This is a genomic window from Candidatus Clostridium helianthi (assembly GCF_045310795.1).
Classification (GTDB): Bacteria; Bacillota; Clostridia; order Clostridiales; family Clostridiaceae; genus Clostridium; species Clostridium helianthi.
Window position 1 is genome coordinate 37,432 of sequence record NZ_JBJIAB010000040.1, and the last position, 13,725, is coordinate 51,156.

A 13,725-nucleotide genomic window follows, 5' to 3' on the forward strand; every position below is an offset into this window, starting at 1 on the left:
AATGGAAACTTTAAGTGTATTACAGAGTTTTTTAATCGCTTTGTGGGTTGGCGCGGTTATGTCAAGATGGTTTGGTGGAGGAGCTTCACTAACGCTTCGATTTTCACCTTTAATGACCGGTTTGATTGTTGGTATTGTTATGGGAAATGTTGGCCAAGCAATGATTGTTACAGCAGCACTGCAGTTGATTTATATGGGTGTTTTTTCTCCAGGAGGATCCATGCCACAAGAACCATCTATTGCAGCAGCTATCGCAGTACCGGTTGCTTTATTAGGAAATTTACAGCCTGAAGCCGCTATTGCTGTCGCAGTTCCAGTTGGTTTGTTAGGAAGTTATTTATATCAATTCCGTTTTTTTATCAATACATTCTTAGGTAAATATACAGATAAAGCTGTAGAAGATTTAAATGATGGCGCTATTAAGCGTTCGATAATTCTTTTACCTACAATTGCATCATTTGCTCTATTTGTACCATTGGTATTTGTAGCTTTATATTTTGGGGCACCAATTATTGCAGATGTAATCAATGCTTTGAAAGGAAGTTATATCATTCATATACTTGAAGTTGTTGGTGGTGGATTGGCTGCTATTGGTATTGCCACAACAGTTTATGTAATTGGACGTAAGGATTACTTAGCATTCTTTTTCTTGGCGTATTTCATGAGTGTTTCATTAAAATCATTGAATATTACAATGGTAACTTATGCTGTGTTTGGTCTATTGATTGCTTTAATTTTCAGTATGTCTCAAAAAGGAAAGAATGTTCCTAGTACAAATGTTGCTAAGGGTACAGAGACATTAGATGAAGATGATTATGATGATGGGTTTTAAGGAGTAGATAAAATGAGTGAAAATGTAAAAAGAGCTGCTAAAGCTCCAGAAGAGATCACAAAAAAGGATGTTACTAAAGCATATTTAAGATGGCATTTTGCGAATGAAATTCCACATTCATTTGAAAGATATCTTGCATCTTCTTTGTTATATGGAATGATGCCAATTTTAAGAAAATTATACAAAGATGATGAATCGTTAAAAGCTGCTTATAAAAGACAACTATTATTTTTCAATACTCAGTTAAGCTGGGGGGGTGGAGTTATTACTGGCTTAATGGCTTCCATGGAATCACAACGTGCAAAAGAAGAATATGAACAATCAGAAATAACAATGCAAGACGATTTGATGTATAACACAAAAGCTGGTTTAATGGGTGCACTTGCTGGAATTGGTGATGCAATTGACTCAGGGACTGTGCAATATATCTTTATTGCCATCGCAGTTCCTTGGGCACAGCAAGGTAGTCCATTAGGAGCGTTGTTCCCATTCGTTTGCTTTGCTCTTTACCAAGTTTTATTGGGTCTATTCTTTGCTCGTCAAGCATTTGATATGGGACGTAACGCAACAGGATTGATGGGAAGTACAGGTGTTAAAACTGCAATCGATACTTTATCTGTTTTAGGTCTATTTATGATGGGAATCTTAGCGGGTAACTATGTAAAAGTTAGTGCAAATTTACAATTTACGATTTCTGGAAAAGCATTCATTATCCAAAATATTTTAGATTCTGTTGCTCCTGGTATTTTACCATTAGCAGTAGTTATGGGAGTTTATTTGTTCTACAATAAAAAAGGTTTAAAAGTTACACCAGCATTATTATGGTTAACATTAATTTTAATTGTTTTAGCTAGCGTTAGAATTCTATAGAGTAAAAAGGAGAGTTGAAAAATGGGTGTTATAAATTTAGCAAGAGTAGATGAACGTTTAATTCATGGACAAGTTATGGTGACTCTTTCACAAAAGAGCGGGGTAAATTCAATTTTTGTAGTAGATGAAGTTGTAGCAAAAGACCCATTCATGAGAGATTTATATAAAAATGCAGGTAGCCGTACTGGACAAAAAACAATAGTAATTACGCCAGAGAAAGCTAAATTCTATTGGGATGAATATCAGTTCAAAGATTATAATTGTATCTTGATAGCAAAAACTGTAAAAGTTATGTATGACTTGGTTAAACATGGAGTGCCAATGAAAGAATTGAATATTGGAGGTATTGCACAAAAAGATGCAAGTAAAGATGTACTAGTTACAAAATCTGTTTATATAAACAAAGAAGATGTAGATAGATTAGTAGAAATGAAAGATAAATATGGAGTAGAGAATATCTATTTCCAAGCTACTCCTTCTGCTCCTAAAACAGAATTGAAAGATGTTGTTAGTAAATTTAAATAATTGTTTTTAAATGAAAGATTATTATTTTCCTTGTAATAAAAATTGGAGGTTTATCATGGAGGATATTTTTAACGATAGATTAGCTAGGTATTCGTTTATGTATAGCTCACGGAATAGCAAGAAAGAGAAAACTAGATTTTTGAAGGCGCTTGTAACAGATATATCACAAGTGCGAAAAGATATTTCCGTAATCGAATATAGTAATCAAAAAAAAGACGGTGCACGAAATGTGTATGTTGGAGATATTGAAAAGGCAGATCAAATCGTTTGTACTTATTATGATACACCTCCAGCCTATTTTGGAGATTATATATTGTTTAATCGAAAAAAACAAGGAAAACAAACTACAAAAGCCGTTATTTGTATGTCTCTAATTTGGATTTTTCTAGGTATTCTAGGAACACTTTTATACATGAAATTGGTTTCTGCACCATTTGTTTTGTTTTCTGTGCAAACAGCATGTCTTGTACTAATATACGGTGGATATTTTGTTATTTTATCAAAGTTATCAAAAGGGGAGTGGAATCGAAAGAATTTAATTAGAAATACATCTTCAGTACTTTGCTTGCTACAGATGTTAACAGAGAATCAAAATCAGAAAAAAGTGGCTTATGCATTTATCGATGAAGGTTGTTATGGAAGACGAGGATTAGATGTCTTAATGAGTTCTGTAAAAAAGAATGCAAAGGTTTATTGTTTAGATTCTATTGGAGCAGATGCCACTTTAAATGTAATGGGTAAACAATTTAAAGAAGAGCTTGCTGAATCTAAAGAAATTCGATATGTATCACCTAGAGGTCAAATCAATTATTTATTTTGTGCAGATATGAATCAAGATAAAGAGTTTTACTTAGATAAGTCAAAGTTAAATAAGAAAAATTTAAATTATAGTCATTTTACTCAAGTAATAGAATTGTTAGGCATATGAAAGAAAATAACGAGTTCAAAAAGTCATGATTATTTTTGATTATGCCTTAAATCAAAATATAAAAGGAGATTAAATCATGTTAGGAATTGTAATAGCCACACATGGTACTTTAAGCAACGGTATCAAAGACGCAGCTGAAGTTATTATGGGGAATACAGAAAATATCATAACTGTAAATTTAAATGCAGGAGATGATGTTGAGAAACTTGGTAATAAGATAAATAACTCTATTTTAGAAGTAAATCAAGGTGATGGTGTTGTGGTATTGGTTGATTTAGTGAGCGCAAGTCCATATAACCAATCAGTTCTTGTTACAAATCAGTTAGAGAGAGAACTAAAAGATAAGGTTTATATTATTGGTGGAGTTAACTTACCTATGTTATTGGAAATAATCAATCATCAAATTTTAGGGACACAAATTGAAATAGTTGCAAAATCAGCTGCAGAGAAAGCAAAAGAATGTATTAGTTCATGGCATTGTCCTATTGATGTAGATGCTAATGAGGCTGATGAAGATGATGATTTTTGATGGAGGGATAAAATGAAGTGGGGATTTAGATGGTATGGAGCGAAAGACTCTATTCCTTTAAAACATTTTAGGCAAGTTCCAGGAACAGATGGTGTTGTAGGGACATTATTAAATAAGTTACCTGGAGATGTTTGGGAAATTGATGAAATTAAAGAATTTAAGGCTTCAATTGAAAAAGAGGGATTGGAGTTACTTGGCATTGAAAGTGTTGCAGTTCATGATGCAATTAAAGCAAGAACAAAAGATTGTGATCATTATATTGATAATTATATTCAAACAATTAGAAATTTAGCAGCATGTGATATTCATTTAGTATGTTATAGTTTTAAACCAATTTTCGGATGGGCCAAGACAAATTTGAAATATGAAAACCCAGATGGTAGTTATTCATTGTTGTTTGATCAGTCTGTTGTAGAACATATGGATGCGAGTGAGATGTTTAAGCTTATAAATAGTCAATCTAATGGGTTTAAATTACCTGGATGGGAAGAAGAACGTCTGAAAAAGTTTAATGATTTGATGGAAATGTATGAAAATATTAAAGAAGAAGATTTATTTGACAATCTTGCATACTTTCTAAAAAAAGTTATTCCTGTTTGTGAGGAAGTTGATGTGAAAATGGGGATTCATCCAGATGATCCACCATGGGAAATTTTTAATCTTCCAAGGGTAACAAAAAATTTAGAGGATTATAAAAGAATAATAAATATTATTGATTCTCCTTATAATGGTGTAACACTTTGCACAGGATCTTTAGGAGCAAATCCAGAAACAGATTTAGTCAAAGTCATACATGAATTAGGAAATAGAATTCAATTTGTACATTTAAGAAATGTTGAATTTTTGGGAAAACAAAAATTTAGAGAATCTGCTCATTTGAGTATTGATGGATCATTGGATATGTATGCACTTATGAAGGCACTTATAGATGTTAATTTTGATGGTGTCATCCGTCCAGATCATGGTCGTTCAATTTGGGATGAAATAGCAATGCCAGGATATGGTTTATATGATCGTGCTTTAGGTTTTACTTATTTAAAAGGATTATATGAAGCTATCACAAAATCTCAAAAAGAAAATGGATTGGAGCAATAATAATGAGTGTAAATGTAGATGTATATAAAAAATTAGGAGAAGTAAAGTTATTACCACTTTATACTGCAACCGATTTAAAGTATTTAGATGATTTGGAAGAGATTCTTTTAAGAAATGATGTACCTTTTATAGAAGTAACATTTAGAAGCAATCTGGCTTTAGAAGCAATTAATAAACTTTCACAATCGGGTAAGTTAATTGTTGGAGCAGGAACTGTGCGTACATTAGAAGAAGCTAAGAAGGCAATTGAAAATGGAGCAAGTTTTATAGTTTCTCCAGCAGTGATTCCAGAGATAATTGAATATTGTATTGAAAACAAAGTTCCAGTTTTTCCTGGAACAGCAACTCCAACTGATATTCAAAAAGTTGTTAGTTATGGACTTCATGTTGTAAAGTATTTCCCAGCAGATATTTATGGTGGTTTAAAAGCAATTAAAGCATTAAGTGGACCATTCTATGATGTGAAATTCTTGCCGACAGGAGGAATTAATGCAGATAACTTTATAGATTATGTTAGTAATGATAATATTTTAGCGGTTGGTGGATCATTTATTATTTCTGAAAAAATGATTAAAGAGGAAGGTAAAGAAAAGACAAGCAACTTGTTAAAATCATTAGTTGATCAAATTAAAGCTTAGTGCAATATTGCACGGCTTTTTTTTATGAGGATTATGTAATTGAGGCCCCTAGGCCGTTATATCCCGTGGACAATTTCAGGAATATATTTAAATAATCCTCAGCTTATTAATTGGATCAGTAAATTAACGATTTTGGCTATTTTATTTATTGGTGTTTATGGTACTATATTATGGTGGAATTATGTAGACCCAAAATAGGAGGTTATATCATGAATGAAAAAGTTAGTCGACGCCGAGGCGTTATACTTGAAAATGCGATCTTAGATCAGGCTTGGTTATTGCTTAATCAAATAGGATATAGCAAATTGACTATGGACGATGTAGCTCAAGCTGCAAAGACCAATAAAAATGCTATTTATCGTCGATGGCCACAAAAATGTTATCTTATTTTTGCCGCTTTAAGCCGACATGCACCATCAATAGAATTAGAAGTCAGTGATCATGGTTCGCTAAGAGAAGATCTAATAGCCTTATTTAATGTTTTAAATCTATTTGAAATTATCAGACCCGATGATCTACGAGATGTGATTTTAGATATGCTTTCTAATATGACGCCTTACGATTTATTTAATGTTATAAACAACGGAAATGGTCTTCGTGAATCAACTGAAACTATTATAACGCGAGCTAATCAGCGCAAAGAGATTTCACTTTCAATAGATACTATTTCTGAAAAGGCTTTAAATTTACCAGCTATACTAATTATAAATGAGCTTGTTTTACATGGAAGGATCACAGAAACGAATACTGAGGATATTATTGATAATATTTTACTTCCGATATATAAAGCGAGTAAATAATCTAATTGGTAAGAATAACATTGGACTTATAATTAAGATTTCCTTATTATTTCTTAATAAAGAAAAGAGCTGGCTTCATAGCATAAAGACAATTAGATTAGATTTAAAAGGTTCAAATGTTGATTAAAAAATAGAACTTGGACCTTTTATTAATTAGCTCAATATCTTATTTAAGAAATAATTTATGTAGGCTAAAAAATGAGTTATCGCTAATGGATTTTAATCCGCTAATGCGACAACCCTTATTGCCTATTTTAATTTCCTAATAGGATTTACTTACTAAACCATGCTTTACTAAGTAAATTAACACCCTCAACAATATCACTGTCAGTCATTCCGCCAAAACCAAGAAAAACCATATTATTAGGATATTTATCCTTGCGTAACCAATATGTAGATACAGGAGAAACTATAACGCCATATTCTTTAGCTTTTTCTATTATCTCTTCTTCAGATAATCCATTATTTAATTCTAGCAAGATATGCAAACCTGCATTTTTACCATGAATAATAACATTGTCTCCCATAAATTTATGAATAGAGTGGATTAACATATCATGTCTTCTTTTATTTAGAAGAGATATTTTACGCAGATGACTATCCCAATGTCCTAAATGCATAAACTGTTGAATTATTTTTTGCTCAACTATTGGAACTGAGGTTTGGTAGCTGCTAAAAAAATTATCATATATTTCTAGTAATGATTGGGGTAATACCATATAATTCAATCGCAAGCTTGGGGAGAAAGACTTTGAAAAAGTACCAATATATATAACACAGCCTTTTGAATCAATACCTTGTATTGAAGGTATTGGCCTTGAATTGTAACGAAGTTCACTATCATAATCATCTTCAATTATAATTCCATTTTCTCTTCTTGCCCAATCTAATAATTGTAACCTTTTTTGAATTGGCATCACTGATCCAGTCGGAAATTGATGTGAGGGGGTTACATATACTATCTTTGTGGAGCTATTTTCTAATTCAGTAATATTTATTCCATCCTTGTCTAAGCTAATTGGAACAGCATCATATCCGTTATTGTTAAAAATCTTTCTTGCACCAATGTAGCCAGGATCTTCTAAAGCTACTTTAGAAAAATTGTTTCTGAACATTTGGCATAGTAAACTTAAACACTGCTCAAAGCCTGAAGTAATAATAATCTGTTCTGAGGTACATGAGACACCCCTTGATTTATTTAAATAATTCATTATTTCTATTCGTAATTCTTTTTCGCCTTTACTGCTAGTATAAGATGTCATAACTTCAGCATCTATAGAGGCCAAGCATTTATTTGATATCCTTCTCCATAAGCGCAAAGGAAAATCAGAAGCATTTAACTTTCCATATTTGAAATTATACTTATAATTATTATCAGAATTCATCTCAGATAACGTCGTTTTATGATTCTCAATATTGACAGAGCTATCTCTCTTTAGCTTAGTGATTAGCATACTATCTAGTTTTTCAACTATGAATCCACTGCCTGCTTTACTTGTGACATATCCTTCAGAAGAAAGTTGCAGATAAGCGCTTTCTACTGTATTTCTACTGACATTTAATGTTGTTGCAAGCGTTCGTGTTGAATATAGCTTACTGCCTTCCAAAAGCTGTCCTGAAATTATCTCTTCTTTTAACTGATCATAAATTTGTAAATATAGTGGAACTCTTGAATCGTTATCTAGAACAATCATTTTTTAAAACACTCCTCTTATGAACTGTATCCTATAAAATAAAAAGAATTGGCACTTTTGATGAGTACACGTTGATTGTATAATTGTTTTATAGAAAAGTCAATGTGCACAAATTAAGACTTTTTAAAATATTAAAATAATTAAATTTGTAGAATTACAGAGGAGGAATTTAAATGTTAAATCAAAAATTGCTTGAAGTTATATCACATGAAGGTGTAGTAGCTATAGTATCTTGTAGTAACAATGAGGCGCATGTAGTTAATACTTGGCATTCATTTCTTAGTGTTACTGAAGATGGTAGGATATTAATACCTGCAGGAGGCATGAGAAGAACTCAAAAAAACATAGAAGCAAATAGTAAAGTTAAAGTTACTTTAGGTAGCAAAGAGGTTATGGGACATCAACATCCAGGAACAGGATTTTTAATAGAAGGAACTGCAAAATTCCTTGTAGAGGGTCCAGACTTTGATATGGTGAAGAAAAAATTTCCTTTTTTAAGTAGAGTGCTAGAGATAACAGTTATATCTGCTAAGCAAACTATATAGTAATAATATAACATAGCTTTTGAAAAAGAGTACTTTATATTAGTGAAATATCTAAAAAGTACTCTTTTTAGATGTTATTAATATGGATTATATAAGTTTAATTCAGCAATATATATAGGGTATGGGACTATATAATATTAGAAGTTGGATAGCAATTGATTATGTTCGTATATAAATAATCTTATCTATCAATTAGAGGGCAGTTTATTAAAGATAGGATAAATGTAATTATTGTAGGAAAACAGTTAGGATATTAATATTGACTCATACCTAAGGGTAGGAATTAAAATAGGTGTATAAAGAAAAAATAGCTATTCATATGATTTGCGCAATATATAGATTTGTAGTAGCAATTCATGAAAAATATGGAAAAAACAAAAGGAGGAACATAAATTGAAAGTTGATTTTTATACATCTAAAAGAGAATATGAAGAACATAAACAAGAGTTTGATAATGCTGTTATTAGCGTTATGCAAGAAGGAATTTCAACCCTTGGAAAAGAGGTGACTGATTTTGAAAAATCTATTGAGGAGTTTACTGGAGCTAAACATGCGATTGCTGTTGCATCTGGAACTGATGCGCTAATTTTAACTTCGGATATTTTAGGGTTTGAAAGCGGAAAAGAAGTCATCACATCTCCATTTACATTTCTTGCATCTACTTCATGTATAACAAGAAGAGGGGGAAAACCAGTTTTTGTAGATGTTGATGAGGAGACTTTTAATATTGATGCAAATAAAATAGAAGAAAAAGTTACTAAAAATACTGTTGGTATAGTTCCAATTCATCTTTTTTCACAAATGGCTGATATGGATAAAATAATGGACATAGCAGGTAAACATAATTTGAGAGTACTTGAAGATGCTGCTGAGGGATTTGGAATGAGATGGAAAGGAAATGGGTCTGAATATAAACATTCAGGCACTATTGGAGATTTTGGGATTTTCTCATTCTTTCCAACCAAGACTCTTGGTGGTTTTGGGGATGGAGGAATGATAGTAACAAATAATGATGAATTAGCTAGATTAGCTAGAATGTATAGAGTTCACGGAGCATCAAAAAAATATCACTATGAGCATATTGGATACAATTCAAGATTAGATACTATACAGGCAGCTATTCTTCAAGTGAAAATGAAATACATAAAAGAAAGTATTAAAAAGAGAGAAATTGTTGCTAATTGGTATTTAGATAGGTTAAAAGATTGTCAGGAATTAAAATTTGCCACTTTGAAAGGCGAGCAAAATCCTGTGTATTATGTATTTAATATATTAACAGAAAAGAGAGATGAACTTGGAGAATACTTAAAGAAAAATCAGATTCAATTTAGTATTTATTATCCTATACCATTACATCTTCAAAGGTGTTTCAGTTATTTAGGTTATAAAAAAGGAGATTTTCCGGTTGCTGAAAGTATATGTGAGAGAATACTTGCACTTCCAATATATCCTCAAATAACAGAAGCAGAAGTTGATTTTGTATGTGAAACTATCAAAAGTTTTTTTAAATAATATTAGAAGACTGTAAAGGTGAATTAAAGAATTGAAAATACCACGATAATTCTTGCAGAAAAGTAAGATAGTTCGGTAGTTCATTGGTTAAATGAAAATTGAACAATGGGATGTTTACAAAATATGTTATAATTGATTCGTAATAGTAAATTATTGTCAATGATTAATTAATACTAGGGAGGAATTTCGTGGATAAAAAGATAAACGCAAAATTGACGAATATAAAAAATTCAATGGCTAACTTCGCAGGTTTGGTAAATAGTCCATTAATAGGTGATTTAAGTCAATTAATGAAAGGGTATCTACTCACTAGGATTATTACTAGCGTTATAGTTTGTGGAATAATTTCATTGATATTCTATGCTTTAAATACTTAATAATAATCATTAAAGATATTATAACTAGCCATAAATAGTTTCATGTTAGTTTTCAATATTCTTACATTATGTATTAAAGTAAATGAGAAGCATTTAAAAGATATGAAATATAAATTTATAATAATAAAGATAATATATAGATTTATTTTTACGTAAATTTATATATCATACATTATTTTATATTATTCATAATTTGATTTTGACGTATCAAGTTTAAGTTGCTCTTCACCCCATATGTATAATTCCTTAAATGTTGGAAGTAAGGCTTTACCTCTTTCTGTCAAAGAATATTCAACCTTCGGAGGAATGGTTTCATATTGGGTTCTAACAATTAGCTTATGTTCTTCTAATTCTTTTAAAGACTTTGTAAGCATCATATTAGTAATACCTTTAACTTTTCGTTTTAATTCACTATATCTAGTAAAATCTTTGTTGGATAGACACCATAAGATAGGTAATTTCCATTTCTGGCCTAAAATATCGAGTGCATATATAACAGGACATTTTCTTTCATATACATTATCAGCAGGGAATTCTTTATTATAATTCATATAATCACTCATAATCACAACTCCTTCAAATTCAATAGTATACTTTTTATACTGGCACAGAAAAAACTGCATTCTTGTATATCTTTTCTCCTATGCTATATTAATTATAACAAAAACATTATAGGAGAATATACAGAAAGAGGAGTGTTACTATGAAAATTTATGGTATTAACGGAAGTCCAAGAAAAAATAAAAATACAGCTACATTGCTTCAAAAAGCTTTAGAGGGAGTAAAAGAATCTGCAAAAGATAAAGAAATTGAAACTGAAATAATTAATTTATATGATTTAAATTATACTGGATGTATAAGTTGCTTTGCTTGTAAAAGACTTGGAAGTAACAGTTATGGAAAATGTGCAGTAAAAGACGATCTTCAAGAAGTTTTAGAAAAAGTATCTCAAGCTGATGGACTTATTTTTAGTTCTCCAGTATATTTTAGTAATGTAACAGGTAAATTCCTATCATTTTTAGAAAGACTATTATTTCCTTATCTTGTGTATGACAATAATGGTACTTCACTAGCGCCAAAGAGGATGCCAACAGCATTTATTTATACAATGAATGTTAAAGAAGAGGTGATGAAGCAAATTGGTTATTTAAAAACTTTTGAGCGCATGGAATCTAATATTGGACATATATTCACAAAACCATTAGTTATGTATTCAAATAATACTTATCAATTTGATGATTACTCAAAATATAAAGTTGAATCCTTCTCCGAAGAAGAAAAAGCAGCACATAGAAAAATTCAATTTCCTTTAGATTGTCAAAAAGCATTTGAATTAGGTGCAAATTTAATAAAGCACTAGAAATAAAGTAGTATATCAAATTACGAGAAAAGTTAACATATAATGAATCTTTTGATTAGTTAAATATATATAAGTTTATTAATTTTATTTTGGAAAACTATGAAATATGGCATACACTATCTAGCAATGATGAAGTAGAATATATGATTATGACTGCAAGGAATAATTTTTGGGAGTTAACCTGATATCATATCATGGATAAAATATAATTATTAGGGAGATTGATTTAAGCAAATGCAGGATTTATAAAGATTTTGACCAAGGGATTTTATTGCACAGAAATTAAAGAACAAGCGGAGCTAATGGCCAAAAGAGTTGCAAGAGTTTATAGTGGTACTTCTTATGTTAATATATTTGAACTATTAGAAAATGTAAATAAATTAAAGCAAGAAATGAAAGTGCTGTATTATTCTAGAGTGAATTATACAGCATTATTAATTATATGTAAATTTAATAGTGCCATATTTATTTTACTATTGGAATTTTGAACTATATTCATTAGTAGAGAACCACCTAATAAAAAAACAAGTCCATATGCTAAGCCTATTTCCAATTATGCTACGTCATTCGTTTGTCCTAATAGAGCCGCTATGAAGGCAATCTACTTCTTTGCCTAATGAAAAATAATCATGGCATTTGGGTCTTGTTATTTTTTTCATGTGTCTTATTTTTTGTTTTATATGATATTATTTAATAATTCATTTTTTACCTTTTCTGCTGATTATTATAGAGGCAATTACACTTATTACAAGAATTAGTATAATAACAGAAATAGAAATCCCTATAGATATATGATACTTAAATGATATTCCGAGTTTTATACCAGTAAATATAAGTATTAAGGCTACTCCATATTTAACATATTCGAAGGTACTATGTAGTTTTTCTAAAAGAAAATATAAATTTCTAAGACCTAATATTGCAAAAATATTTGATGTGTATACAATGAAAACATTAGTTGTTATTGCAAATATTGCAGGAATTGAATCAATAGCAAATAGTAAATCTGATCCTTCAATTAAAAACAATATTGCAAATAATGGTGTTGCATGAAGAACATTGTTTATTTTCACAAAAAACTTTTCGTCATGAAGCTCTTTAGTTACAGGTATCATTTTTTTTAGAAGTTTAATTAATTTACTATTCTCAAATGATACATCATCTTCTTTATTAATCATCATTTTTATACCACTTATAATAAGAAGTATACCAAATATATATATAATCCATTTAAATGCATTAATAATTGCAATTCCTAATAAAACAAATATAAATCTTAGAATAATCGCACCAAAAATTCCATAAGTTAAAATTCTTTTTTGATGTTTAGCAGTAATTCCAAAGCTTGAGAAAATTAATAAAAAGAGAAAAAGATTATCTACACTAAGACTTAATTCAATAATATATCCTCCGAGAAATTCTAAAGCCCTTTCAGAACCCATGTAATACCATATAGCTAAATTAAATATAGCGGCTATAAATGTAATTAATAAAAACTTAAATAAATGTTTTCTAGTAGACATTTTTGTAGCTCCTTTCAGATAAATTTGTATTTAAATCGAATATATTTTTTTAATATATTCGAAATTTTATGTAAAAACAATATCAATATAAGTTTTGTTTTTTTTTGTGTAAATTATAATAACTTTAAAAAGCAATTAAAAAACTTGCTTAAAATAATATAACAATTATGTAAGAATAAATCAATAAAAGTTTATCATGTTAAGATTTTTATAATATTGACAAGTTTTTTATTTAATAGTATTATTGTTAATAAGAATAATAAAAAGACAGTGATAATCTCATTTATAGGGGGAGTAACTGCCTGTTAATTATAACAGGATTCAAAGTCGTCATTACGGAGAGATCCCGGCTTTGAAAGCAAAACAATGCTTAGTGAGACTCTATAGTTAGAAAGTGTTCTAACTATAGAGTCTTTTTTGTTGTATAGGAAATTATAGAATTTCGAAGAGTCTAAAGCTAGATGGGATCTAGCTTTAGACTCTTCGGTATGTTAAGA

Annotated in this window: 16 protein-coding genes; 13 read left to right on the forward strand and 3 right to left on the reverse strand. The window is 30.0% G+C overall.

Features of this window, described 5'->3' with window-relative positions:
• Position 1: 1 nt before the first annotated feature.
• The 8 genes from ACJDTP_RS22440 to ACJDTP_RS22475 all read left to right on the forward strand — a co-directional run bounded on the left by ACJDTP_RS22440 (position 2) and on the right by ACJDTP_RS22475 (position 6,217).
• Positions 2–832 carry a PTS mannose/fructose/sorbose/N-acetylgalactosamine transporter subunit IIC gene (locus ACJDTP_RS22440; protein WP_077844163.1) on the forward strand — a complete coding sequence of 277 codons (831 nt, stop codon included), beginning with the start codon at positions 2–4 and terminating at the stop codon, positions 830–832.
• 12 nt (positions 833–844) lie between these two features.
• Entirely contained in the window at positions 845–1,702 is an 858-nt protein-coding gene (locus ACJDTP_RS22445; protein ID WP_012058422.1) for a PTS system mannose/fructose/sorbose family transporter subunit IID, read from the forward strand.
• 21 nt (positions 1,703–1,723) lie between these two features.
• Positions 1,724–2,227: a PTS sugar transporter subunit IIB gene (locus ACJDTP_RS22450; RefSeq protein WP_406762515.1), complete on the forward strand. Its 504-nt coding sequence runs from the start codon at positions 1,724–1,726 to the stop codon at positions 2,225–2,227.
• Positions 2,228–2,282: 55 nt separating this feature from the next.
• A complete protein-coding gene (locus ACJDTP_RS22455; RefSeq protein ID WP_406762516.1) occupies positions 2,283–3,155 on the forward strand; it encodes a hypothetical protein in 873 nt (290 codons plus the stop codon).
• Between the two features lie 76 nt (positions 3,156–3,231).
• Positions 3,232–3,684, forward strand: a complete 453-nt coding sequence (locus ACJDTP_RS22460) for a PTS sugar transporter subunit IIA (RefSeq protein WP_406762517.1) — start codon at positions 3,232–3,234, stop codon at positions 3,682–3,684.
• Positions 3,685–3,696: 12 nt separating this feature from the next.
• Complete coding sequence (gene uxuA / locus ACJDTP_RS22465; RefSeq protein ID WP_039770826.1) at positions 3,697–4,779, forward strand: mannonate dehydratase; 1,083 nt, start codon at positions 3,697–3,699, stop codon at positions 4,777–4,779.
• A gap of 2 nt (positions 4,780–4,781) precedes the next feature.
• Positions 4,782–5,417, forward strand: coding sequence for a bifunctional 4-hydroxy-2-oxoglutarate aldolase/2-dehydro-3-deoxy-phosphogluconate aldolase (locus tag ACJDTP_RS22470; RefSeq protein ID WP_406762518.1), 636 nt, complete (start codon positions 4,782–4,784; stop codon positions 5,415–5,417).
• Between the two features lie 209 nt (positions 5,418–5,626).
• Entirely contained in the window at positions 5,627–6,217 is a 591-nt protein-coding gene (locus ACJDTP_RS22475; protein WP_012058430.1) for a TetR/AcrR family transcriptional regulator, read from the forward strand.
• Between the two features lie 272 nt (positions 6,218–6,489).
• Here the strand turns inward: ACJDTP_RS22475 and pdxR are convergent, their stop codons facing one another.
• Positions 6,490–7,911 carry a MocR-like pyridoxine biosynthesis transcription factor PdxR gene (pdxR, locus tag ACJDTP_RS22480; RefSeq protein ID WP_406762519.1) on the reverse strand — a complete coding sequence of 474 codons (1,422 nt, stop codon included), beginning with the start codon at positions 7,909–7,911 and terminating at the stop codon, positions 6,490–6,492.
• Between the two features lie 173 nt (positions 7,912–8,084).
• Here pdxR and ACJDTP_RS22485 point away from each other — a divergent pair, with 173 nt between their 5' ends.
• The 3 genes from ACJDTP_RS22485 to ACJDTP_RS22495 all read left to right on the forward strand — a co-directional run bounded on the left by ACJDTP_RS22485 (position 8,085) and on the right by ACJDTP_RS22495 (position 10,345).
• On the forward strand, positions 8,085–8,456 hold the full coding sequence (locus ACJDTP_RS22485; RefSeq protein ID WP_406762520.1) for a pyridoxamine 5'-phosphate oxidase family protein: 372 nt from the start codon (positions 8,085–8,087) through the stop codon (positions 8,454–8,456).
• A gap of 393 nt (positions 8,457–8,849) precedes the next feature.
• On the forward strand, positions 8,850–9,968 hold the full coding sequence (locus tag ACJDTP_RS22490) for a DegT/DnrJ/EryC1/StrS family aminotransferase (RefSeq protein ID WP_406762521.1): 1,119 nt from the start codon (positions 8,850–8,852) through the stop codon (positions 9,966–9,968).
• A 188-nt stretch (positions 9,969–10,156) separates the two neighbouring features.
• A complete protein-coding gene (locus ACJDTP_RS22495) occupies positions 10,157–10,345 on the forward strand; it encodes a hypothetical protein (protein WP_077840124.1) in 189 nt (62 codons plus the stop codon).
• 182 nt (positions 10,346–10,527) lie between these two features.
• Here ACJDTP_RS22495 and ACJDTP_RS22500 read toward each other — a convergent pair whose 3' ends face one another.
• Complete coding sequence (locus ACJDTP_RS22500) at positions 10,528–10,908, reverse strand: winged helix-turn-helix transcriptional regulator (RefSeq protein WP_077840130.1); 381 nt, start codon at positions 10,906–10,908, stop codon at positions 10,528–10,530.
• Positions 10,909–11,048: 140 nt separating this feature from the next.
• Here ACJDTP_RS22500 and ACJDTP_RS22505 point away from each other — a divergent pair, with 140 nt between their 5' ends.
• Complete coding sequence (locus tag ACJDTP_RS22505; protein ID WP_406762522.1) at positions 11,049–11,705, forward strand: flavodoxin family protein; 657 nt, start codon at positions 11,049–11,051, stop codon at positions 11,703–11,705.
• 254 nt (positions 11,706–11,959) lie between these two features.
• Positions 11,960–12,193, forward strand: a complete 234-nt coding sequence (locus ACJDTP_RS22515; RefSeq protein ID WP_406762523.1) for a DUF3990 domain-containing protein — start codon at positions 11,960–11,962, stop codon at positions 12,191–12,193.
• Positions 12,194–12,403: 210 nt separating this feature from the next.
• Here ACJDTP_RS22515 and ACJDTP_RS22520 read toward each other — a convergent pair whose 3' ends face one another.
• Complete coding sequence (locus ACJDTP_RS22520) at positions 12,404–13,246, reverse strand: TerC/Alx family metal homeostasis membrane protein (RefSeq protein WP_274596961.1); 843 nt, start codon at positions 13,244–13,246, stop codon at positions 12,404–12,406.
• Positions 13,247–13,725: the final 479 nt, after the last annotated feature.